Annotated in this window: 18 protein-coding genes; 10 read left to right on the forward strand and 8 right to left on the reverse strand. The window is 56.5% G+C overall.

Annotated features, from left to right (window positions below):
* Positions 1-109 precede the first annotated feature (109 nt).
* The 5 genes from mrcB (at position 110) to fhuB (ending at position 8,800) form a co-directional block, all read left to right on the forward strand.
* A complete protein-coding gene (gene mrcB, locus ACQG11_RS13610) occupies positions 110-2,635 on the forward strand; it encodes a bifunctional glycosyl transferase/transpeptidase (RefSeq protein ID WP_022647091.1) in 2,526 nt (841 codons plus the stop codon).
* Positions 2,636-2,872: 237 nt separating this feature from the next.
* Positions 2,873-5,083, forward strand: coding sequence for a ferrichrome porin FhuA (fhuA, locus tag ACQG11_RS13615; RefSeq protein WP_426728433.1), 2,211 nt, complete (start codon positions 2,873-2,875; stop codon positions 5,081-5,083).
* A gap of 50 nt (positions 5,084-5,133) precedes the next feature.
* Positions 5,134-5,931, forward strand: a complete 798-nt coding sequence (gene fhuC, locus ACQG11_RS13620) for a Fe3+-hydroxamate ABC transporter ATP-binding protein FhuC (protein ID WP_022647093.1) — start codon at positions 5,134-5,136, stop codon at positions 5,929-5,931.
* Positions 5,931-6,821 (forward strand): Fe(3+)-hydroxamate ABC transporter substrate-binding protein FhuD, encoded by an 891-nt coding sequence (gene fhuD / locus ACQG11_RS13625; RefSeq protein ID WP_023299359.1) that lies wholly within the window; start codon positions 5,931-5,933, stop codon positions 6,819-6,821. Before fhuC ends, fhuD begins: the two co-directional genes overlap by 1 nt.
* Entirely contained in the window at positions 6,818-8,800 is a 1,983-nt protein-coding gene (fhuB, locus tag ACQG11_RS13630; RefSeq protein ID WP_032625558.1) for a Fe(3+)-hydroxamate ABC transporter permease FhuB, read from the forward strand. Before fhuD ends, fhuB begins: the two co-directional genes overlap by 4 nt.
* A 93-nt stretch (positions 8,801-8,893) precedes the next feature.
* Here the strand turns inward: fhuB and hemL are convergent, their stop codons facing one another.
* On the reverse strand, positions 8,894-10,174 hold the full coding sequence (gene hemL / locus ACQG11_RS13635; protein ID WP_426728434.1) for a glutamate-1-semialdehyde 2,1-aminomutase: 1,281 nt from the start codon (positions 10,172-10,174) through the stop codon (positions 8,894-8,896).
* A 177-nt stretch (positions 10,175-10,351) separates the two neighbouring features.
* On the opposite strand from hemL, the gene clcA reads away from it, so the two are divergent.
* Both clcA and erpA read left to right on the forward strand, forming a co-directional pair.
* On the forward strand, positions 10,352-11,752 hold the full coding sequence (clcA, locus tag ACQG11_RS13640) for a H(+)/Cl(-) exchange transporter ClcA (RefSeq protein WP_022647097.1): 1,401 nt from the start codon (positions 10,352-10,354) through the stop codon (positions 11,750-11,752).
* 85 nt (positions 11,753-11,837) lie between these two features.
* Positions 11,838-12,182 carry an iron-sulfur cluster insertion protein ErpA gene (gene erpA / locus ACQG11_RS13645; RefSeq protein WP_003856230.1) on the forward strand — a complete coding sequence of 115 codons (345 nt, stop codon included), beginning with the start codon at positions 11,838-11,840 and terminating at the stop codon, positions 12,180-12,182.
* A gap of 57 nt (positions 12,183-12,239) precedes the next feature.
* Here erpA and ACQG11_RS13650 read toward each other — a convergent pair whose 3' ends face one another.
* From ACQG11_RS13650 to mtnN, 3 genes are read right to left on the reverse strand one after another with little or no spacing between them, the layout of a single operon-like run.
* On the reverse strand, positions 12,240-12,863 hold the full coding sequence (locus tag ACQG11_RS13650) for a TRIC cation channel family protein (protein ID WP_003856227.1): 624 nt from the start codon (positions 12,861-12,863) through the stop codon (positions 12,240-12,242).
* Between the two features lie 23 nt (positions 12,864-12,886).
* A complete protein-coding gene (gene btuF, locus ACQG11_RS13655; protein WP_022647099.1) occupies positions 12,887-13,696 on the reverse strand; it encodes a vitamin B12 ABC transporter substrate-binding protein BtuF in 810 nt (269 codons plus the stop codon).
* Complete coding sequence (gene mtnN / locus ACQG11_RS13660; protein ID WP_003856223.1) at positions 13,689-14,387, reverse strand: 5'-methylthioadenosine/S-adenosylhomocysteine nucleosidase; 699 nt, start codon at positions 14,385-14,387, stop codon at positions 13,689-13,691. The genes btuF and mtnN overlap by 8 nt, the downstream gene beginning before the upstream one ends.
* Positions 14,388-14,469: 82 nt before the next feature.
* Between mtnN and dgt the strand changes: the two genes are divergently transcribed.
* The 3 genes from dgt to ACQG11_RS13675 all read left to right on the forward strand — a co-directional run bounded on the left by dgt (position 14,470) and on the right by ACQG11_RS13675 (position 18,854).
* A complete protein-coding gene (gene dgt, locus ACQG11_RS13665) occupies positions 14,470-15,984 on the forward strand; it encodes a dGTPase (RefSeq protein ID WP_046619965.1) in 1,515 nt (504 codons plus the stop codon).
* Positions 15,985-16,116: 132 nt separating this feature from the next.
* Complete coding sequence (gene degP / locus ACQG11_RS13670) at positions 16,117-17,550, forward strand: serine endoprotease DegP (protein ID WP_022647101.1); 1,434 nt, start codon at positions 16,117-16,119, stop codon at positions 17,548-17,550.
* 146 nt (positions 17,551-17,696) lie between these two features.
* On the forward strand, positions 17,697-18,854 hold the full coding sequence (locus tag ACQG11_RS13675) for a CdaR family transcriptional regulator (RefSeq protein WP_003856217.1): 1,158 nt from the start codon (positions 17,697-17,699) through the stop codon (positions 18,852-18,854).
* 89 nt (positions 18,855-18,943) lie between these two features.
* Here the strand turns inward: ACQG11_RS13675 and ACQG11_RS13680 are convergent, their stop codons facing one another.
* From ACQG11_RS13680 to map, 4 genes are all read right to left on the reverse strand, one after another.
* Positions 18,944-19,333 carry a DUF3461 family protein gene (locus ACQG11_RS13680; protein WP_022647102.1) on the reverse strand — a complete coding sequence of 130 codons (390 nt, stop codon included), beginning with the start codon at positions 19,331-19,333 and terminating at the stop codon, positions 18,944-18,946.
* Between the two features lie 111 nt (positions 19,334-19,444).
* Positions 19,445-20,269, reverse strand: a complete 825-nt coding sequence (dapD, locus tag ACQG11_RS13685) for a 2,3,4,5-tetrahydropyridine-2,6-dicarboxylate N-succinyltransferase (RefSeq protein ID WP_003856214.1) — start codon at positions 20,267-20,269, stop codon at positions 19,445-19,447.
* A gap of 32 nt (positions 20,270-20,301) precedes the next feature.
* Positions 20,302-22,977, reverse strand: a complete 2,676-nt coding sequence (glnD, locus tag ACQG11_RS13690; RefSeq protein WP_032676702.1) for a bifunctional uridylyltransferase/uridylyl-removing protein GlnD — start codon at positions 22,975-22,977, stop codon at positions 20,302-20,304.
* A 62-nt stretch (positions 22,978-23,039) separates the two neighbouring features.
* The gene (gene map / locus ACQG11_RS13695) at positions 23,040-23,834 is read right to left on the reverse strand and encodes a type I methionyl aminopeptidase (RefSeq protein ID WP_426728435.1); all 795 of its coding nucleotides are present in this window, start codon (positions 23,832-23,834) and stop codon (positions 23,040-23,042) included.
* Positions 23,835-23,892: the final 58 nt, after the last annotated feature.

Consider the following 23,892-nt stretch of genomic DNA (forward strand, 5'->3'; position numbering starts at 1 on the left):
TTTCCTGTCAGGAAAGTCTTGCTGTTTATTTTGAGAGATTTCTTCTTTCACTGACCTGTGCAAGATAAGAAAATCTGGCCTTTGCGCCTGAATGTTGCGGAGAAAAAGCATGGCGGGGAATGACCGCGAGCCAATAGGACGTAAGGGAAAGCCGACGCGTCCGGCGAAAGAAAAGGTAAGCCGTCGTCGCCTCAGAGATGAGGAGTATGACGATGACTATGAAGACGATTATGAGGATGAAGAACCGATGCCGCGTAAAGGGAAAGGCAAAGGGCGTAAGCCTCGTGGTAAGCGCGGCTGGTTCTGGCTGCTGCTGAAGCTGTTTATTGTTTTTGTTGTCCTGATCGCGATTTACGGCGTTTATCTGGATCAGAAGATCCGCAGCCGTATCGACGGGAAAGTCTGGCAATTGCCTGCGGCAGTGTACGGCCGCATGGTGAACCTTGAGCCGGACATGTCCATCAGCAAGAACGAGATGGTGAAGCTGCTGCAAGCCACGCAGTATCGTCAGGTCACGAAAATGACCCGTCCGGGTGAATTTACCGTCCAGGCGAAAAGCATTGAGATGATCCGCCGTCCGTTCGACTTCCCGGACAGTAAAGAGGGGCAGGTGCGCGCGCGTCTGACCTTTGACGGCGATCGCCTGGAAACCATTGAGAACATGGATAACGATCGCCAGTTCGGTTTCTTCCGTCTCGATCCGCGTCTCATCACCATGCTGTCGTCCGCAAACGGCGAACAGCGCCTGTTCGTGGCGCGTAACGGCTTCCCGGATCTGCTGGTGGATACCCTGCTGGCAACCGAAGACCGCCACTTCTACGAGCACGACGGGATTAGCCTCTACTCCATTGGTCGTGCGGTACTGGCTAACCTGACCGCGGGGCGTACGGTGCAGGGGGCGAGTACCCTGACCCAGCAGCTGGTGAAAAACCTGTTCCTCTCCAGCGAGCGCTCTTACTGGCGTAAAGCCAACGAAGCGTACATGGCCGTGCTGATGGATGCGCGCTACAGCAAGGATCGTATTCTTGAGCTGTACATGAACGAGGTGTACCTCGGTCAGAGCGGCGATAACGAGATCCGCGGCTTCCCGCTGGCGAGCCTGTACTACTTTGGCCGTCCGGTAGAAGAGCTGAGCCTTGACCAGCAGGCGCTGCTGGTGGGCATGGTAAAAGGCGCGTCGATCTACAACCCGTGGCGTAACCCGAAACTGGCGCTGGAGCGTCGTAACCTGGTGCTGCGTCTGCTGCAACAACAGCAGGTGATTGACCAGGAGCTGTACGACATGCTGAGCGCGCGTCCGCTGGGCGTTCAGCCGCGCGGTGGGGTGATCTCTCCGCAGCCTGCCTTTATGCAGATGGTACGTCAGGAGTTGCAGTCTAAGCTCGGAGATAAAGTGAAAGATCTCTCCGGGGTGAAGATCTTCACCACCTTTGACTCCGTGGCGCAGGATGCGGCAGAAAAAGCGGCGGTTGAAGGTATTCCGGTTCTGAAGAAGCAGCGTAAGCTGAGCGATCTGGAAACCGCGATGGTGGTAGTTGATCGCAACACCGGCGAAGTTCGCGCCATGGTGGGCGGCGCCGAGCCGCAGTATGCGGGCTATAACCGCGCGATGCAGGCGCGTCGTTCGATTGGTTCTCTGGCAAAACCGGCAACCTACCTGACCGCGCTGAGCCAGCCGAATCTCTATCGACTGAACACCTGGATTGCCGATGCGCCAATCTCCCTGCGCCAGCCTAACGGCCAGGTGTGGTCTCCGCAGAACGATGATAAGCAGTTCAGCGGCCAGGTGATGCTGGTGGATGCGTTAACCCGCTCGATGAACGTGCCGACTGTTAACCTCGGCATGGCGCTGGGCCTCCCCGCCATCACCGACACCTGGCAGAAGCTGGGCGTACCGAAAGATCAGCTGCACCCTGTGCCAGCGATGATCCTGGGGGCGCTTAACCTGACGCCAATCGAAGTGGCCCAGGCGTTCCAGACCATCGCCAGCGGCGGTAACCGTGCTCCGCTCTCCGCCCTGCGTTCGGTGATTGCCGAAGATGGCTCCGTGCTGTATCAGAGCTTCCCGCAGGCTGAGCGCGCTGTTCCGGCGCAGGCGGCCTATATGACGCTGTGGACCATGCAGCAGGTGGTCCAGCGCGGTACCGGGCGTCAGCTGGGGGCGAAGTATCCTGGTCTGCATCTGGCAGGTAAAACCGGGACTACCAACAATAACGTCGATACCTGGTTCGCCGGTATTGATGGCCGTGAAGTGGTGATCACCTGGGTGGGCCGCGATAACAACCAGCCGACCAAACTGTATGGTGCGAGCGGCGCGATGTCGATTTACCAGCGTTATCTGGCCAATCAGTCTCCGGTGCCGCTGAACCTCGTTGCCCCGGAAGATATCGTCGATATGGGCGTGGACAGCTCAGGTAACTTCATCTGTGGCGGCGGCGTGCGTTCGCTGCCGGTCTGGACGACCAACCCGGATGCGCTGTGCCAGCAAAGCCAGCCAGAAGAACCGACAGGTAACCCGTTCGATCAGTCTTCTCAACCTCAGCAGCCGCAGCAGCAACAGCCGCAGCAGCAGAACGAGAAGAAAGACAGCGACGGCGTCGCCGGCTGGATCAAGGATATGTTCGGCGGCAACTAGCCCTTATGACACCCCCTTCCCTGGAAGGGGGTATTTTTTCACCTCAGCAACTCATTTCCTTAACCCTGTTTTCAATCCTTATTAACGACCCGTTTTCCGTTGATTATTTCTTAAACCCTCAATTCTTGTAGGGCCGCATATCGCTTGCTATGCCGTCAGCGTTTCGCATATTATTCTGCGGTCATAATAATAATTCTCGTTTACGTTATCATTCACCTTTTTCATCAGAGATCCATCATGGCGCTTTCCAATACTGCTCAGCCAATTAACACGTCGCTGCGTAAAATCGCAGCCGTCGTAGCCACAGCGGTTGCCGGCATGTCTGCTTATGCACAAGCCGCTGAAACCCCCAAGAAAGAAGAAACCATCACCGTGACTGCCGCACCGGCTGCACAGGAAAGTGCCTGGGGTCCTGCACCGACAATTGCGGCAAAACGCACTGCAACGGCGACGAAAACCGATACACCCATTGAGAAAACCCCACAGTCTATTTCTGTTGTGACTCGTGAAGAGATGGACATGAAACAGCCGGGGACGGTTAAACAGGCCCTGGCCTATACCCCAAGCGTTTTCGCAACGCGCGGCGCCTCAACAACTTACGATGTGGTTTCGATTCGTGGTTTCACGACCTCCAGCACCGTGAATACCAACCAGTATCTGGATGGTATGAAGTTGCAGGGAGACAACTACTCTGAAGCGTCCATGGACCCGTACTTCCTTGAGCGCGTAGAGCTGCTGCGTGGCCCGACGTCTGTACTGTATGGCAAAAGCCATCCGGGCGGCGTAGTGAGTATGGTCAGCAAGCGTCCAACCACGGAACCGTTGAAAGAAATTCAGTTCAAAATGGGGACTGATAACCTCTGGCAGACGGGGTTTGATTTCAGCGACGCGATTGACGATGACGGCGTGTGGTCCTACCGTCTGACCGGTCTGGGACGTAGTGAGAACGCGCAGCAGGAAATGGTGAAATCTACTCGTTACGCGATTGCGCCGTCTTTCAGCTGGCGTCCTGATGATAAAACCGATTTCACCTTCCTGAGCAACTTCCAGAGCGATCCGGATGCGGGTTACTACGGCTGGCTGCCACGTGAAGGTACCGTTGTGCCTTACTATGATGCTAACGGAAAAGCGCACAAACTGCCGACCGACTTCAACGAAGGTGATGAAGACAATAAGATCTCTCGTCGTCAGAAAATGGTGGGTTACAGCTTCGCGCATGAATTCAACGACACCTTCACCGTGCGTCAGAACCTGCGTTATACCAAAATCAACACCCTTTACCGTTCAGTTTACGGTAACGGCTATATCGCCCCGGCCCAGATCAGCCGTGCCTACGTGCGCTCAGATGAAGACCTCAACTCGTTCACGGTTGATACACAGCTCCAGTCGAAATTCGCGACCGGCGCCGTTGACCATACCCTGCTGACGGGTGTGGATTACCTTCGTATGCGAAATGACATTGATGCTGACTACGGCACCGCCGATCCGATCAGCATGAACAATCCTCAGCACGGCAATGCGAACGTCAATGTGAACTTCCCGTATGCCATGCTCAATCGTCAGGAGCAGACCGGGCTCTATGCGCAGGATCAGGCTGAATGGGATAAGTGGGTACTCACCCTGGGTGGCCGCTATGACTTTGCGAAAACGTCTGCCTTTAACCGTAATAACGGAACCAGCGCGGAAATTAACGATCAGGCATTTACCTGGCGCGGGGGGATTAACTACCTGTTCGACAACGGGATTACACCATACTTCAGCTACAGTGAATCCTTTGAACCGCTCTCTGGCACCACCCAGGGCGGCAAACCGTTCGATCCGGCACGCGGCAAGCAGTATGAAGCGGGCGTGAAGTATGTTCCAAAAGATCTGCCTGTTGTGGTGACGGCAGCGGTATACCAGCTGACCAAGAACAATAACCTGACCGCGGATCCGGCGAACCCGACCAGCGGCTTTAGCGTGCAGGGCGGTGAAATTCGCTCCCGAGGCTTTGAGCTGGAAGCGAAAGCGGCGGTGTCGGCTAACGTGAACGTGACGGCGGCCTACAGCTACACCGATGCGGAATACACCCACGATACCTGGTATGAAGGTCGTCGTCCGGCAGAAGTACCGCGCAACATGGCATCACTGTGGGCGGATTACACCTTCCACGAGACGGCGCTAAGCGGCCTGACCGTTGGTGCGGGTGCTCGCTACATCGGTAACACGGTGACGTACTACTCCTCAGCGTCGCCTAAAGCCTATGAGTCCTTTAACGTCGCGGGTTATGCCCTGGCGGATGCGACCGTGAAATACGATCTGGCGCGCTTCGGTCTGCCGGGCTCTTCCGTCGGCGTCAACGTGAACAACATCTTTGATCGTGAATACGTCTCCAGCTGCTACAGCGAGTATGCATGCTACTGGGGAGCAGGACGCCAGGTTGTTGCCACGGCGACCTTCCGCTTCTAACCTCTTTATGGGCACGGTTCGCCGTGCCCTTTTTATTTAAGTTGGCTGACATGCAGGATACTAAAACGCAATCCGACTCCACCTTCACGCTCAACAATCTCTCCTTTCGCGTACCCGGGCGCACCTTGCTGCATCCGCTCTCTTTGACGTTTCCCGCAGGTAAAGTGACCGGTTTAATCGGGCACAATGGTTCCGGTAAATCGACGCTGCTGAAGATGCTGGGCCGTCATCAGCCGCCGTCCGAGGGCGACATTCTGCTGGATGACCAGCCGCTGGCGAGCTGGAGCAGTAAGGCCTTTGCCCGCAAGGTGGCCTATCTGCCGCAGCAGTTGCCGCAGGCGGAGGGGATGACGGTGCGCGAGCTGGTGGCGATTGGACGTTATCCGTGGCACGGTGCGCTCGGGCGTTTTGGCGTTGCTGACAGAGAGAAAGTGGAAGAGGCGATCGCGCTGGTTGGGTTAAAACCGCTGGCGCACCGTCTGGTGGATAGCCTGTCCGGTGGCGAGCGTCAGCGCGCATGGATCGCAATGCTGGTAGCGCAGGACAGCCGCTGCCTGCTGCTCGACGAACCCACTTCAGCGCTGGATATTGCTCATCAGGTTGACGTCCTGGCGCTGGTGCATCGCTTAAGCCAGCAGCGCGGCCTGACGGTGATTGCCGTTCTGCATGATATCAACATGGCGGCACGCTACTGCGACTATCTGGTAGCGCTGCGCGGCGGTGAAATGATCGCTCAGGGTACGCCTGCCGAACTGATGCGCAGCGAAACGCTGGAACATATCTACGGTATTCCTATGGGCATTCTGCCTCACCCGGCCGGGGCTGCACCCGTGAGCTTTGTCTACTGATGCTGGATCCAACATTAATTAGCCGCCGTCGCCTGCTGACGGCCATGGCACTCTCACCGCTGCTGTTAAAGATGGGCCCGGCCCGCGCTGCCGCAGTCGATCCGCACCGCATCGTGGCGCTGGAGTGGTTGCCCGTCGAACTGATGATGGCGCTGGGCGTGACGCCTTACGGCGTGGCCGATATTCCCAACTACACCCTGTGGGTGAATGAGCCAAAACTGCCGGACTCCGTCATCGACATCGGTCTGCGTACGGAGCCGAACCTTGAGCTTCTCACCCAGATGAAACCGTCTTATTTATTCTGGTCTGCGGGGTATGGCCCGTCGGAAGAGACCATGGCGAAGATTGCGCCCGGACGGGGCTTTTCCTTTAGCGACGGTAAAAAGCCGCTGACCATGGCAAAAAATTCCATCCACGAGATGGCGCAGTTCCTCAACCGTGAGGCTGAGGCGAAAAAACATCTCAATGAATTTGATGCGCTGATTGATTCCCTTAAGCCGCGCTTTGCCCACCGTGGCGATCGGCCTTTGCTGATGGTGACCCTGCTGGATGCCCGCCATATGCTGGTCTTTGGAAATAACTGTCTGTTCCAGGAAGTGCTCGACAGCTTTGGCATTCGCAATGCCTGGGAAGGCGAGATGACGTTCTGGGGCAGTACCGCCGTGGGGATTGACCGTCTGGCGGCGTTTCGTGATGTGGACGTGCTGTGCTTTGACCACGGCAATGAGCGCGAAATGCAAACCCTGATGGCGACTCCGCTCTGGCAGGCAATGCCGTTCGTCCGCGAGCAGCGCTTCCTGCGCGCGCCAGCGGTATGGTTCTACGGCGCGACGCTGTCGGCCATGCATTTTGCCCGCGTGCTGGACAATGCACTGGGAGGCAAGGCATGAGCACGCGTATGGCCCGTTTCCCGATGTTACTGTTAGCGCTCATTTTTCTGGCTGCCCTGGCATTAACCGGCTTTAACCTGACCACGGCGTTACCGCGCGATCAGTGGGCAGCCGCGTTTGCCGCACCGGATATCGACAATATTCAGCAAATGCTGTTCCACTACAGCCTGCTGCCGCGTCTGGCTATCTCCCTGCTGGTCGGGGCGGGACTGGGACTGGTGGGCGTACTGTTTCAGCAGGTGCTACGTAACCCGCTGGCGGAGCCAACCACGCTGGGCGTGGCGACGGGGGCTCAGCTGGGGATCACCATCACCACGCTCTGGACCCTGCCGGGAGCGTTAACCTCGCAGTTTGCCGCGCTGGCAGGCGCATGTGTGGTCGGTGCGCTGGTCTTTGGCGTAGCCTGGGGAAAACGTCTCTCGCCGGTCACGCTGATCCTCGCGGGGCTGGTCGTCAGCCTCTACTGTGGGGCGATCAACCAGCTGCTGGTGCTGTTTCACCACGATCAGCTGCAAAGCATGTTTATGTGGAGTACCGGCACGCTCACCCAGACCGACTGGAGTATCGTCCAGCGCCTGTGGCCGCAGCTGTTTGGCGGCGTGGTGCTGACGCTGCTGCTGCTGCGTCCGCTCACGCTGATGGGCCTCGATGACGGCGTGGCGCGCAATCTCGGGCTGGCGCTGTCGCTGGCCCGTCTGGCGGCCCTGACCCTGGCGATTGTGCTGAGCGCGTTACTGGTTAACGCCGTCGGCATCATCGGTTTTATCGGCCTGTTTGCGCCATTGCTGGCAAAAATGCTCGGCGCGCGCCGTCTGCTGGCGCGTCTGATGCTGGCGCCGCTGATTGGTGCGCTGATCCTCTGGCTTTCCGATCAGCTCATTCTCTGGCTGGCGCGCGTCTGGATGGAAGTTTCCACGGGCTCGGTGACGGCCCTGATCGGCGCGCCGCTGCTGCTGTGGCTGCTGCCGCGCCTGCGCAGCATTAGCGCTCCGGCGATGGATGCCGGCGATAAAGTGCATGCCGAGCGTCAGTCGGTGGTGTGGTTCAGCCTTGCCGGGCTGGCAGTGCTGGTTATCGCCTCGTTTGCCGCACTCTCGCTGGGACGCGACGCCACGGGCTGGCACTGGGCAACGGGGGATTTGCTGCATGAACTCATGCAGTGGCGCTGGCCGCGGATTTTCTCTGCGCTGATTGCGGGCGTCATGCTGGCGGTGGCGGGCTGTATTATCCAGCGTCTCACCGGCAACCCGATGGCAAGCCCGGAAGTATTAGGGATCAGCTCCGGGGCCGCGTTTGGCGTAGTGTTGATGTTGTTCCTCGTACCGGGAAATGCGTTCGGCTGGCTGATGCCTGCCGGGAGTATCGGTGCGGCAGTCACGCTGATGATTATCCTGATCGCCTCCGGGCGAGGTGGTTTCTCACCTCACCGCATGCTGCTGGCCGGGATGGCGCTCAGCACCGCGTTTACTATGCTGCTGATGATGTTGCAGGCGAGCGGCGATCCGCGCATGGCGCAGATCCTGACATGGATTTCCGGTTCAACATACAACGCCACCGGCAGTCAGGTGGTGCATACCGGGATTGTGATGATCGTGCTGCTGGCGATTGTGCCGCTGTGCCGCCGCTGGATGACCATTCTGCCGCTGGGTGGGGATACCGCCCGCGCGGTCGGGGTGGCGCTGACGCCAACGCGCATTGCGCTGTTGCTGCTGGCCGCGTGCCTGACGGCGACGGCCACCATGACTATCGGCCCGCTCAGTTTTGTCGGATTAATGGCGCCGCATATCGCCCGTATGATGGGTTTCCGCAGGACTTTGCCGCATATCGTGATCTCTGCGCTGACGGGCGGGGCGATCCTGGTCTTTGCTGACTGGTGCGGAAGGATGGTGCTGTTCCCGTATCAGATCCCGGCGGGCCTCCTGTCGACCTTTATCGGCGCGCCTTACTTTATTTATCTGTTGAGAAAGCAGAGTCGGTAATAGAAGTAAACGGCAATCCTTAGATTGCCGTTTTAGTGTTTGCTCCCTCTCCCTGTGGGAGAGGGTTGGGGTGAGGGCATCAAGCCGCACATTTTACAGCTTCGCAAATACCTTACGCGCTGCGTCGATGGTGTTATTGATATCTTCTTCGCTGTGCGCCACGGACATAAAGCCCGCTTCAAACGCTGACGGGGCAAGATACACGCCTTCTTCCAGCATCAGGTGGAAGAAGCGTTTGAAGCGTTCCACGTCGCATTTCACCACGTCCTGATAGCAGGTCACGGTTTTCGCATCGGTGAAGAAAATCCCGAACATCCCGCCCACGTGGTTCACCACCAGTGGAATACCCGCATCTTCTGCGGCTTCCAGCAAACCGTTTGCCAGTTGCGTCGTCCGGTCCGTCAAGGTTTCGTGGATACCCGGCTGCGCCACTTCGGTCAGACAGGCAAAGCCCGCCGCCATCGCAATCGGGTTACCGGAGAGCGTACCCGCCTGGTAAACCGGACCGGTTGGCGCCAGCGCGTCCATGACGTCCTTACGGCCGCCAAACGCGCCGACAGGCATGCCGCCGCCAATGATTTTGCCGAGGCAGGTCAGATCCGGCTCCACGCCGTAGTATGACTGCGCCCCCGCCAGCGCCACGCGGAAGCCGGTCATCACTTCGTCGATGATCAGCAGCGCGCCGAACTCATAACACAGGGCGCGCAGGCCCGGCAGGAAGTCAGGCTGCGGTGGGATACAGTTCATGTTGCCCGCAACTGGCTCAACGATGATGCAGGCGATCTCCTGCGGATACTGCTCGAACGCGGCGCGAACGGTGTTCAGATCGTTATAGGTGCAGGTCAACGTGTGTTTCGCGAAATCAGCCGGCACCCCCGGGGAGTTCGGCTGGCCGAGGGTCAGCGCGCCGGAACCGGCTTTCACCAGCAGACAGTCGGCATGGCCGTGATAACAACCTTCGAACTTGATGATCTTGTCACGGCCGGTAAAACCGCGCGCCAGACGGATAGCGCTCATGGTCGCTTCGGTACCGGAGTTCACCATACGCACCATGTCCATCGTTGGCACCAGTTCGGTGACCAGCTCCGCCATTTTGACTTCCATCTCGGTTGGCGCGCCGAAGCTCAGGCCGCGCTGAGCGGCTTCAATCACCGCATTGCGGATCGCCGGGTGGTTGTGGCCCAGTACCATCGGGCCCCAGGAGCCGACGTAATCGACATAGGCTTTACCATCCACATCATACAGATATGCGCCATCCGCACGTTCGATAAACAGCGGGGTGCCACCCACGCCGGTAAAGGCGCGCACGGGTGAGTTCACGCCGCCTGGGATTAGCTCGCGGGCTGCGCTGTAGAGGTTTTCAGACTTGCTCATGGCGTCGTTCCTGGTTCGTAGAAATGAGTTAAGGCAACTATTCTAAGTGATTCGGAAGAGGTTATAAAATTTTTGCCCCATAGAAGGCTTAACAATTGTTAAGTATTTTTCAGGGGACGAGGGGATTGTCTCTGGTAGAATCCCTGCGGCCTTTTGTATGACGAAACAGAACAGGTAATGAACGAGAACACGCCTTCTTTTGAACAACAACAGTTTACGCGCGCGAAGCACCGGGTCAGTATCCGGCGGCTGCTCAACCGTGACAAAACCCCGTTAGCCATTCTGGTGGCAGCCGCCGTTGTGGGCACGCTGGCCGGGCTGGTAGGCGTCGCGTTTGAGAAAGCCGTCAATGCGGTGCTCAACTGGCGCATAGGTACCGTCGCCAGCTTTGCGGATCGTGAATGGCTGGTCTGGGTGTGGGCCTTTGGCCTTTCGGCCCTGTTTGCCATGGTGGGCTATTTTCTGGTGCGTAAATTCGCCCCTGAAGCAGGCGGCTCGGGGATCCCTGAAATTGAGGGGGCGCTGGAAGAGCTACGCCCGGTTCGCTGGTGGCGCGTGCTTCCTGTGAAATTTATCGGCGGGATGGGAACGCTCGGAGCGGGCATGGTGCTCGGTCGGGAAGGACCAACGGTACAGCTGGGCGGTAACGTCGGGCGCATGGTCGGCGATCTGTTCCGTATGCGCAGCGCCGAAGCGCGCCATACGCTGCTGGCAACGGGGGCGGCGGCCGGGCTGTCTGCCGCGTTTAACGCGCCGCTGGCGGGTATCCTGTTTATCATTGAAGAGATGCGCGCCCAGTTCCGCTACAACCTGATCTCCATTAAAGCGGTGTTTACCGGCGTGATTATGTCGAGCATTGTCTTTCGCGTCTTTAACGGCGAAGGGGCGGTGATTGAAGTTGGCAAGCTAACTAATGCGCCGGTCAATACTTTGTGGCTGTATCTGATTCTTGGGATGATTTTTGGCGTCGTTGGCCCGCTTTTTAACACCCTGATTTTACGGGCGCAGGATATGTTTCAGCGCATCCATGGCGGAAATACCACGAAATGGGTGCTGGTGGGGGGCCTGCTTGGTGGCGTGTGCGGGATCCTCGGTTTTATCGAACCGAATGCGGCGGGCGGCGGTTTCGGTCTGATTCCCATTGCCGCGGCGGGGAATTTCAGCGTAGGCCTGCTGCTGTTTATGTTTATTTCACGCGTCATCACCACGGTATTGTGCTTCTCCTCTGGTGCCCCGGGCGGCATTTTCGCCCCGATGCTGGCGCTGGGGACGCTGCTGGGTACGGCGTTCGGGATGGCGGCGGCGGCAGGCTTCCCGGCCTACCATCTGGATGCGGGGACGTTTGCGGTTGCGGGAATGGGGGCGCTGCTGGCGGCCTCCCTGCGTGCGCCGCTGACCGGGATCGTGCTGGTGCTGGAAATGACCGACAATTACCAGCTCATTTTGCCAATGATCATTACCTGCCTCGGCGCGACACTATTAGCCCAATTCCTGGGTGGAAAACCGCTATACTCCACCATTCTTGCCCGTACCCTGGCGAAACAGGAAGCTGAACAGGCCCTGAAGCAGAATACTTGAATGAATTACCAGGGTATTAGATAATGACAAAAAGAATTGGGTGATTTTTACCCAATAGCAGTCGCAGTATTCATGGGAGCATAAGATGAGTGATGACGTAGCGTTGCCGCTGGAATTTACCGAAGCAGCAGCGAAAAAAGTGAAAACCCTGATTGCCGACGAGGACAATCCGGATCTGAAACTGCGTGTTTATATTACCGGCGGCGGCTGTAGTGGCTTCCAGTATGGTTTTACCTTTGACGACCAGGTTAACGATGGTGATATGACTATCGAAAAACAGGGCGTCGCGCTGGTGGTTGATCCGATGAGCCTGCAATATCTGGTGGGCGGTTCAGTGGACTACACTGAAGGTCTGGAAGGTTCGCGCTTTGTGGTGACTAACCCGAATGCGACCAGCACCTGCGGGTGTGGTTCTTCATTCAGTATTTAACCTGAATGCAAATTGTAGGCCCGGTAAGCGAAGCGCCACCGGGCTTATAAACGATACCTATCTTGAATTTTCATCCAGTGCAAACGTCGGCAGCTTCAGGTGCCAGCGTATCGCCGCTAAACGGATCACCAGCGTTACCACCATCCCCAGCATCGCCGCGTTTTCCAGCGGGACAGCAAAGGTATAATACGCCGTGGCGTGAACAATCCCCCCGATGATACAGGCCGTCGCGTAGATTTCCGTTCGCAGGATCATCGGGACTTCTCGCGCCAGAATGTCGCGAATAATCCCTCCGCCCACGCCGGTCAACACGCCCATACAGATCGCCACCAGCGGGCCAGTCCCGGCAATAAAGGCTTTATTCACGCCTATTCCCACAAAGACCGCCAGACCGACGGCATCCAGCACTGGCAATATCCATTTTGGTAGTCTGCGAGGCTGACGAACCAGCACGATGGTTAACAGGCAGGTGACCATCGCCACCACCAGATCCGTTGGATCTTTTACCCAGAATACCGGGCCGTTTGCTAGCGCCATATCGCGAATCGTTCCGCCGCCTACCGCCGTAACGACGCCGAGCACCAGTACGCCAAAAGGATCCATGCGTAGTTTTCCGGCAAGCAAAACGCCGGAGATAGCAAAAACGGCTGTGCCAAGAATATCCAGCCAATACACGAGCATCGTTAAATCCTCGAATAGGGTATTTATCTGTTTGAGTGACTCTCTGCCAGTTCGGCGCAGAGTTGTTTTGCGGCGAGGATAATACGCGGGCTGGCGCGTTCAAACCAGTCGCTGTTGAGTGCGATGACCGGAATTTTAAGCTGCCGATGCCAGAATTGTTCTATTTTAGGAATCTCGCTCGCATTTCCGACCACCACAATGGCCTGCGGTTGTCGCGCCAGAACCTGCTCACGACTGACCTGCGGCCAGGGGACCCGGCTTTCGGCAAAGATATTTTCACCTCCACAGATCTCAAGCACCTGGTTCTGGATCGAACCTTTCCCGGTAGTGAACAGCGGCTGGCTGCCAAATTGCAGAAAAACGCGTTGTTTCGGTTGCGTGCCGTATCGGGTTTTTAGCGCAGCATAGTCGTTGAGCATCTGCTGTGCAGCGTGCTCGGCGCGTTGGGGGGTAGGGCTGAAGGGCGCGAGGTCACGGAGGGTTTGCGCCACCTGTTCGATGCTCACCGCATCTACCCATTTTACCGTTATTCCCAGCGAAGAGAGCTGGTTCACCTGTCGTTCGGCATTACCACCGCGCCAGGCAAGAACCAGATCGGGCTTCAGCGCCACGATGCGTTCCAGGTTCATTCCCTGCCAGGTGGCAACCTGTTCGATTTGGGCGGCCTGCGGTGGATAATCGGAAAAGCTGCTCACCGCAACGGGCGTAATCCCGGCGGCAAACGCCAGTTCCGTATTGGCAGGGGAGAGTGTGATCACCCGCGGCGCGGCGATGAGCCAGGCCGGGGCGAGCAGAAGCAGGGCGACCAGCGCCCTGAATGACACCTTACCCACGCGCCAGTTTCTGCACCAGGGTTTCCACCATCACGGTGGACTGTTTGGCCGCAACGGCCAGGAACTCGTCGAAGCTGATGTGGGACTGCTGGTCCGCCACGTCAGAGATCGCGCGAACGACCACGAACGGCACGCTGAAGTTATGGCAAACGTGCGCAATGGCCGTGGCTTCCATCTCAACGGCCACAGCCTGCGGGAAGTTATGACGGATTTTCGCCAGACCAACAGAGCCGTTGATAAAGGCATCGCCGCTGACGATCAGGCCACGCACCGCATTGAGGTTCAGCTCGTTAATGCAGCTTTCAGCGGCGGCAATCAGCTTATCATCCGCTTTAAACCCGGCCGGGCAGCCCGGAAGCTGACCATATTCGTAGCCGAATGCGGTGACATCTGCATCGTGGTAACGCGCTTCGTCGGAAACCACGATATCGCCCACTTTCAGCGTCGGCGCCAGACCGCCCGCCGAACCTGTATTAATGATAACGTCAGGCTTGCAGCGCTCAAGCAGCAGGGTCGCGCCCAGTGCCGCTGCAACTTTACCGATGCCTGATTTCAGCAGAGCCACGTCAACGCCGTTCAGCTGGCCGGTGTAGATCTCACAGCCACCAAGGGAGAGGGTCTGACGGTTCTCAATTTTGTCACGCAGCAGCGTAACTTCTTCTTCCATTGCACCAATAATGCCGATTTTCATAGATTTACTCGCGATGTGCCTTGTTAAGATGCATAGTCTATCATGCGGTTAAGGGGAAACGCATTCTCACGCGGGGGAGCACATGGCACCAATCGATTTTCGCACCAAAATTAACTGGCACCGACGTTTCCGTTCGCCACAGGGCGATAAGAGCGAACATGAGATCCTGCGCATTTTTGAAAGCGATCGCGGACGCATCATCAATTCGCCCGCCATCCGCCGGTTACAGCAAAAAACCCAGGTGTTCCCGCTGGAGCGTAACGCCGCGGTGCGTACGCGGTTAACGCACTCCTTGGAAGTGCAGCAGGTGGGGCGCTACATTGCGAAAGAGATCCTCAGCCGTCTCAAAGAGCAACGTCTGCTGGAAACCTACGGGCTGGATGAACTGACCGGGCCGTTCGAAAGCATCGTTGAGATGGCCTGCCTGATGCACGATATCGGCAATCCTCCCTTTGGTCATTTCGGCGAGGCCGCCATCAATGACTGGTTTAAACAGCGGCTTTTTCCCTCTGACGCCATAAGCCAGCCGCTCAGCGATGACCGCTGTGTGGTACGCGATTTACGCCTGCGTGAGGGCGAAGATAGCCTGAACGATCTGCGCCGCAAGGTGCGTCAGGATCTGTGTCATTTCGAAGGTAACGCGCAGGGGATCCGTCTGGTGCACTCCCTGATGCGCATGAATCTGACCTGGGCGCAGGTGGGCTGTATTCTTAAATACACGCGTCCCGCGTGGTGGATGGGGGAAACGCCTGCCACCCATAGCTACCTGATGAAAAAACCGGGCTATTACCTGTCGGAAGAAGCGTACATTGAACGGTTGCGTAAAGAACTTTCGCTAACGCCGAATGGCCGTTTTCCATTGACGTGGATTATGGAAGCGGCTGATGACATTTCTTATTGCGTGGCCGATCTGGAAGACGCAGTGGAAAAAAGAATATTCAGCGTCGAGGAGCTGTATCAGCATCTTCACGATGCCTGGGGAGAGCATGAAAAAGGTTCTCTGTTTGCACAGGTCGTCGAGAATGCCTGGGATAAATCGCGTTCAAATTCGCTGAGCCGCAGTACCGAAGATCAGTTCTTTATGTATTTGCGGGTCAATACGCTGAATAAACTGGTGCCGTATGCGGCCGCCCGTTTCATTGATAATTTGCCGATGATATTTAGCGGGGAATTTAATCACGCCCTGCTGGAAGATGAGAGCAGTTTTAGTCAGCTGCTTGAATTATATAAAAACGTGGCTGTTCGCCATGTTTTCAGCCACCCGGATGTCGAACAGCTGGAGCTGCAAGGATACCGGGTTATCAGCGGTTTGCTGGAAATTTATGGCCCGCTGCTCCAGCTGACGGTCGATGAGTTTTGCGAGCTGGTCGAAAATGAACGTGTTCGCCGCCTGCCGATTGAATCTCGTCTCTATCAGAAGCTTTCAACCCGTCACCGGCTGGCATACATTGAGGCCGTCAGTAAAATAGATCGTCATTCTTCCCAATGGCCAGTCATGGAATATTATTATCGCTGTCGTCTTATCCAGGACTATATCAGCGGGATGACAGATTTGTATGCCTGGGATGAATACCGCAAGCTTATGGCCGTTGAATAAGCCATGAGTTTTGTAAAGACGACCAATAAATTTTTACTTTTTCCATAAACTTAATCCCGGAACTAAGCGGTATAAAACGAATCTGAGTTACACAGCAATTTTGCGTTATCTGGTAAATCGAGATTGAGAAACATGAAAAAAACCACATTAGCAATGAGTGCACTGGCTCTGAGTTTAGGTTTAGCGTTGTCCCCTCTGGCGACGGCGGCCGAGACAGCTTCCTCGGCAGCGACTGCGCAGCAGATGCCAAGCCTGGCCCCGATGCTCGAAAAAGTGATGCCATCGGTGGTGAGTATTAACGTTGAGGGCAGCACAACCGTCAATACGCCGCGTATGCCGCGTAATTTCCAGCAGTTCTTCGGCGACAATTCGCCATTCTGCCAGGACGGTTCGCCATTCCAGAGCTCCCCGTTCTGTCAGGGCGGCGGCGCAGGGGATGACGGTCAGGGCGGCGGCCAGCAGCAGAAATTCATGGCACTCGGCTCGGGCGTTATTATTGATGCAGCGAAAGGCTACGTGGTGACCAATAACCACGTGGTAGATAATGCTAACACCATTAAGGTTCAGATGAGCGATGGCCGTAAATTCGATGCCAAAGTGGTCGGTAAAGACCCGCGCTCCGATATCGCACTGATTCAAATTCAGGATCCGAAGAACCTGACGGCGATTAAGCTTGCCGACTCTGACGCGCTGCGCGTGGGTGACTACACTGTCGCCATCGGTAACCCGTTTGGTCTGGGCGAAACCGTGACCTCGGGTATCGTCTCCGCGCTGGGACGTAGCGGCCTGAATGCGGAAAACTATGAAAACTTCATCCAGACGGATGCGGCCATTAACCGCGGTAACTCCGGCGGTGCGCTGGTTAACCTGAACGGTGAACTGATCGGTATCAACACCGCTATCCTGGCACCGGACGGTGGCAACATCGGTATCGGCTTTGCTATCCCGAGCAACATGGTGAAAAACCTGACTGCGCAGATGGTGCAATATGGACAGGTGAAACGTGGTGAGCTGGGTATCATGGGGACCGAGCTGAACTCCGAGCTGGCGAAAGCAATGAAAGTGGACGCTCAGCGCGGCGCATTCGTAAGCCAGGTCATGCCGAACTCTTCAGCGGCGAAAGCCGGCATTAAAGCGGGTGACGTGATCACCTCTCTGAACGGTAAACCGATCAGCAGCTTTGCCGCCCTGCGTGCGGAAGTGGGTTCTATGCCAATCGGCAGTAAAGTGACCCTCGGCCTGCTGCGTGAAGGTAAGCCAGTTAACGTGAGCCTGGAACTGCAACAGAGCAGTCAGAATCAGGTGGATTCCAGCACCATCTTCAGCGGTATTGAAGGTGCTGAGATGAGCAACAAAGGGGCAGATAAAGGCGTGGTGGTGAACAACGTGAAAGCGAACTCACCTGCTGCCCGTATCGGCCTGAAAAAAGGTGATGTGATCATGGGCGCTAACCAGCAGCCGGTGAAAAACATCGCTGAACTGCGCAAAATTCTCGACAGCAAGCCGTCCGTGCTGGCACTGAATATTCAGCGTGGTGATACCTCTATTTATCTCCTGATGCAGTAATCTTCTTAAGCCCCTGTTCGCAGGGGCTTTCTCTTTTCTGTGACCTTTCCCACAACTCCATACATCTCTCTCTGCCTTTGGGCATCTGCACAATGCAGCCTTAGCTGAACTTCCCTATGCTTGAGCTCTGCTCACGGGAGGGTTATATGGCTGGCTGGCATCTTGATACCAAAATGGCGCAGGATATCGTGGCGCGCACCATGCGAATCATCGATACCAATATCAACGTAATGGACGCCCGAGGGCGCATTATCGGCAGCGGCGATCGTGAGCGTATTGGTGAATTGCACGAAGGGGCGTTGCTGGTGCTCTCTCAGGGGCGCGTGGTCGACATTGATGACGCCGTGGCGAAACATCTGCACGGGGTCCGTCAGGGGATCAACCTGCCGCTGCGTCTGGAAGGAGAGATTGTTGGCGTTATCGGTCTGACCGGCGATCCTGAATCGCTGCGTAAATACGGCGAGCTGGTCTGCATGACGGCGGAGATGATGCTGGAGCAGTCGCGTCTGATGCACCTGCTCGCCCAGGACAGCCGCCTGCGTGAAGAGCTGGTGATGAATTTGATCCAGGCGGAGGAGCACACGCCTGCCCTGAGCGAGTGGGCGCAGCGTCTGGGTATCGACCTGAATCAGCCGCGCGTGGTCGCCGTGATTGAGGTGGATAGCGGCCAGCTTGGCGTGGATAGCGCCATGGTGGAGCTACAGCAGCTGCAAAATATGCTGGCGACGCCGGAGCGTAACAACCTGGTGGCAATCGTCTCTTTGACGGAAATGGTGGTGCTCAAGCCTGCGCTTAATCAGTTTGGCCGCTGGGACGCGGAAGATCATCGTCGCCGCGTTGAGCTGCTCATCGAGCGCATGAAGGAGAACGGACAGCTCCGTTTTCGCGTCGCGCTGGGAAATTACTTTACCGGGCCGGGAAGTATCGCCCGTTCATGGCGAACGGCGCGCACTACCATGATGGTGGGTAAACAGCGCATGCCGGAGAGCCGCAGTTATTTCTATCAGGATCTGATGCTGCCGGTCCTGCTCGACAGTTTGCGCGGTGGCTGGCAGGCCAACGAGCTGGCGCGCCCGCTGGTGCGTCTGAAAGCGATGGACAACAACGGGCTGCTGCGCCGTACGTTGCAGGCGTGGTTCCGGCATAACGTGCAGCCGCTGGCAACGTCAAAAGCGCTGTTTATTCACCGTAATACGCTGGAGTATAGGCTAAACCGGATCTCGGAACTGACGGGGCTGGATTTAGGGAATTTTGACGACCGGCTACTGCTGTATGTGGCGTTGCAGCTGGATGAACAAAGATGATGCTTTTTGCTGGCTGGCGGCTTCGCCTTACCCGGCCTACATGCGTTCGTAGGCCCGGTAAGCGAAGCGCCACCGGGCAATAAAACGGCTCATTTGTTACGCGTCAATTTCTCAAGATCAGCTTCAATTTCGCTGATCTTATGGGTAACAACACTTTCCAGGTGACGCAGGTCGTCAAGGATCTTACGTTTCAGATCGACTTCGCTGCGATCGCGCTGGCAGATTTGATCGAGTTCGTCGATAACGTAGCGCAGGTTAGGGCTGATTTCCTGTACTTCTTTATATCCCTGACCGATACCGTCAGCGACAACGGTCTTACGCTGGCGTGGGTATTTAAATTTCACGCTTTTGGCGAAGAACTCTCCTTTGTCCTTGTGAAAATAGATTTTCAAAATATCGTTATTGGCTTCCTGGCGGAGACTATAACGATCAATTTCATCAGGATTGGTAATGCCCAGACTTTTCAGATTATCGTACATAGCGGTACCCTTGATCTCAACATAACCTATGAATAATTAACGAAAAAATCTATTTTCGCCACCTTCGGATATAAAAAAAGCGGGGTTGCCCCCGCTTTTTGTTATACCCGATTAATCGATGGTGCGCAGCAGTTCATTGATGCCCACTTTACCGCGCGTTTTCGCATCCACTTTTTTCACGATGACCGCGCAGTACAGGCTGTATTTGCCATCTTTAGACGGCAGGTTGCCGGAAACCACAACGGAACCGGCTGGAACGCGGCCGTAGTGAATTTCACCGGTTTCGCGATCGTAAATACGGGTGCTCTGGCCAATGTACACGCCCATGGAGATCACAGAACCTTCTTCGACGATCACGCCTTCAACCACTTCGGAACGTGCGCCGATGAAGCAGTTGTCTTCGATGATGGTTGGGTTAGCCTGAAGTGGCTCCAGAACGCCACCAATGCCGACGCCGCCGGACAGGTGAACATTTTTACCGATCTGCGCGCAGGAGCCGACTGTAGCCCAGGTGTCCACCATGGTGCCTTCGTCAACGTAGGCGCCGATATTCACGTAGGATGGCATCAGCACGGTGTTGCGTGCGATGAATGCCCCCTGACGAACGGCTGCCGGTGGTACTACGCGGAAGCCCTCTTTCTGGAAGCGCGCTTCGTCGTAATCCGCAAATTTCATTGGCACTTTATCGAAGTAGCGGCTTTCTGCTCCGTCGATAACCTGGTTATCGTTGATACGGAAAGAGAGCAGCACAGCTTTCTTCAGCCATTGATGAGTAACCCACTGACCGTCGATTTTTTCTGCCACGCGCAGCGCGCCGGAATCCAGCAGGGAAATAACCTGGTTTACCGCTTCACGGGTCACGGTATCCACATTTGCCGGAGTGATGTCGGCGCGACGCTCAAAAGCGGACTCAATAACGTTCTGTAACTGCTGCATTGTTTACTCTTTCCATTTCACTAAAAAACACGTCACCCTTTATCGTTTGGATTGAGGGCTGCTGTCAACCGTTGTTGCACTTCAAGTTGCAGGTCATTATTAAGGGCACGCCGGTCGGCCGTCGCGATTATAAATAAATCTTCTACTCGTTCGCCAATGGTTGTAATTCGGGCGCCGTGAAGCGAAATTCCCAGATCGGCAAATACCTGGCCGACGCGGGCGAGCAGCCCTGGCTGGTCGAGCGCAATCAACTCAAGGAACGATTTACGGTCGGTATGGGTCGGCAGGAAATTGACCTCGGTATCGACGGTAAAGTGGCGCAGTTTTGCTGGCTGACGTCGCGGCTGCGGAGGTTGCCAGCTGCGCTGCGTAATCGCCTGCTCGAGGCCAAAGCGTATCCCCTCATGCCTGTCCGACGACAGCGGGCTGCCATCCGGCTCCAGTACAATAAAGGTGTCCATCGCCATGCCGTCGCGGGTGGTAAAAATCTGCGCGTCGTGAACGCTCAGGTTACGCCTGTCCAGTTCGGCGCAGACCGCCGCAAACAAATAAGGCCGGTCCGGGCTCCAGATAAAGATCTCCGTCCCGCCGCGCGTGGCCTGCGGGCTAAGCAGAATCATCGGTTTCGTCAGATCGTGCTTCAGCAGATGCCGGGCGTGCCAGGCAAGCTGGTTTGGGCTGTGGCGTACAAAGTAGTTGGCGCGACAGCGCGCCCAAATCTGATGCAGCGCCTCTTCGTTGATGTTATCCATGCGCAGCAGGGCAAGCGCCTGCAACTGGTGGTGGCGCACGCGCTCGCGCATATCCGGGGTGTTCTGCATCCCGCGACGCAGCTGTTTTTCGGTGGCGAAATACAGTTCGCGCAGCAGGCTCTGCTTCCAGCTGTTCCACAGGGTTTCGTTGGTAGCGCAGATATCGGCTACCGTCAGGCAGACCAGGTAGCGCAGGCGGTTCTCCGTTTGCACTTCCTCGGCGAACTGCTTGATCACTTCCGGATCCTGAATATCACGACGCTGAGCGGTAACCGACATCAGCAGATGATGGCGAACCAGCCAGGCAATAAGCTGCGTCTCACGTGAGTTCAGGCCGTGCAGCTCGGCAAATTTCAGCACGTCCTGGGCACCGAGTACGGAGTGGTCGCCGCCGCGACCTTTGGCGATATCATGGAACAGGGCGGCGATCAGGATCAGTTCGGGGTGAGAGAGGCGCGGCCACAAATCAACGCACAGCGGATGGCGGGATCGCGTCTCTTCTCTGGCAAAACTTTCCAGCTTCAGCATGACGCGGATCGTGTGCTCATCCACCGTATAGGCGTGAAACAGGTCGAACTGCATCTGCCCGACAATATGCGACCACTGTGGCATATAGGCCCACAATACGCTGTGTCGGTGCATCGGCAGCAGACCGCGGCTGACGGCGCCCGGATGACGAAGCATGCTCAGGAATAGCGAGCGCGCCTCCGGGATGTAACACAGCGGCTGCTTCAGATGACGCCGCGCATGGCGTAAATGGCGAAGGGTGGTGGAGTAGATCCCGGTGATCGTGCTGTTGCGCACCATGGTATAGAACATTCGCAGGATCGCTTCCGGCTCGCGGATGAACAGCGTTTCGTCGCGAAGATCGATCAGCGTGCCGCGCAGCTGAAATTCGTCATCAATCGGACGCGGTTTTTCGTCTGCCGTCAGCGCGAGGATCGCCTCATCGAACAGCTGTAACAGCATCTGGTTCAGCTCAGAGACGCGGCGAGTGACGCGGAAGAAATCCTTCATCATTTGCTCGACCGGCTCGTTGCCCTCGCCCTGGTAATTCAGGCGCTGCGCCACGCTAAGCTGCCGGTCAAACAGCAGGCGGTTATCGTAGCGGGTGACCTCCAGGTGCAGCGCAAAACGGATGCGCCAGAGCAGATGCAGGCACTCGTTGAGTTCGTTACGTTCGGCTTCGGTCAGAAAACCAAAACCGACCATTTCGTCCAGCGAGGTGGCCCCAAAATGGCGACGGGCGACCCATTGCAGCGTGTGGATATCGCGCAGGCCACCGGGGCTGCTTTTAATATCCGGTTCGAGATTATAGCTGGTGCCGTGATAGCGCTGGTGGCGCTGGTTTTGTTCTTCGACTTTCGCGGCGAAGAATTTTTCTGAAGGCCAGAAGCCGTCGCTAAAGATGTGCTTTTGCAGTTCGAGGAACAGCGCCACGTCGCCAATCAGCAGGCGGGTTTCAATTAAATTGGTAGCGACGGTCAGGTCAGATAACCCTTCCAGCAGACACTCTTCCAGCGTGCGCACGCTGTGACCCACTTCCAGCTTCACGTCCCAGAGCAGGGTCAACAGCTCACCGATTTTCTGCGCCCGATCGTCCGGCAGTTTTTTACGGCTTAAGATTAGCAGGTCGATATCAGAGAGCGGATGCAGTTCACCCCGGCCATATCCGCCGACAGCAACCAGCGCGACGTCGCTCACCTGCCCGAAACCGTAGTCGATCCACAGACGTTGCAGGAGCTGGTCGATAAATTCGGTGCGCGCTTCAATGAGCTGTTCGGCTGAGACGCCTGCATCAAATGCGCTACCCAGCCAGCGATGGAAAACCGCCATATGGGATTTGATATGTGCGCAGGTCAGCTCATGCGGTGGCCAGACGCCCGGGTTATCAGGCTGGTCGGGGAGGGTGGGAAGTGCTGTGTTAGCATACTGTTCGGGTAAGAGATTACTCATCGTGCGCCACCCATAAGAAAAAGCTATCGCCATTAAAAAAGCCGGCATTCGCCGGCTTCTTATCACTCAATGTTCGTCAGTATCGCCGGGATGGTGTCATCCTTGCGCAACGTCATAATTTCGCAGCCGTTGTCTGTAACCACAATAGTATGCTCGTACTGGGCAGACAAGCTTCTGTCTTTGGTTTTTACCGTCCAGCCATCTTTCATGGTACGGATGCGGTAATCGCCCGCGTTGACCATTGGCTCAATAGTGAAGGTCATGCCCTTTTGCAGCACTATGCCACCGTCGTCTGCATCATAGTGCAGAACTTGCGGTTCTTCATGGAACACACGACCAATACCGTGACCGCAATATTCACGCACCACGGAGAAACCTTCCGCTTCCACAAACTTCTGGATTGCGGCGCCGATGGTGCGCAGGCGGATGCCTGGCTTCACCATTTTCAGCGCCAGGTAGAGGCTGTCCTGGGTGACTTTACACAGGCGCTCGCCCAGAATCGTTGGCTTGCCAACGATGAACATCTTAGAGGTGTCACCGTGGTAGTCGTCTTTAATGACGGTCACGTCGATGTTGACGATGTCGCCATCTTTCAGCAGCTTCTCGTCATCCGGAATGCCGTGGCAAACCACTTCATTAATAGAGATGCAGACGGATTTTGGAAAACCGTGATAGCCAAGGCAGGCGGAGACCGCGTGCTGCTCGTTGACGATATAGTCGTTACAGATGCGATCCAGTTCGCCAGTGCTGACGCCCGGTTTCACAAACGGTTCGATCATTTCCAGCACGTCAGCGGCCAGACGACCGGCGACGCGCATCTTTTCAATTTCTTCAGGTGTCTTAATAGAGATAGCCATGTAATCTGTCCATCGGTGTCGATTTTTTCGACAATACTAGTGTAAGTGTTGTCAATGG

Origin of the sequence: Enterobacter cloacae complex sp. 372C4 (genome assembly GCF_050030615.1) — a bacterium.
GTDB classification, from domain to species: Bacteria; Pseudomonadota; Gammaproteobacteria; order Enterobacterales; family Enterobacteriaceae; genus Enterobacter; species Enterobacter intestinihominis.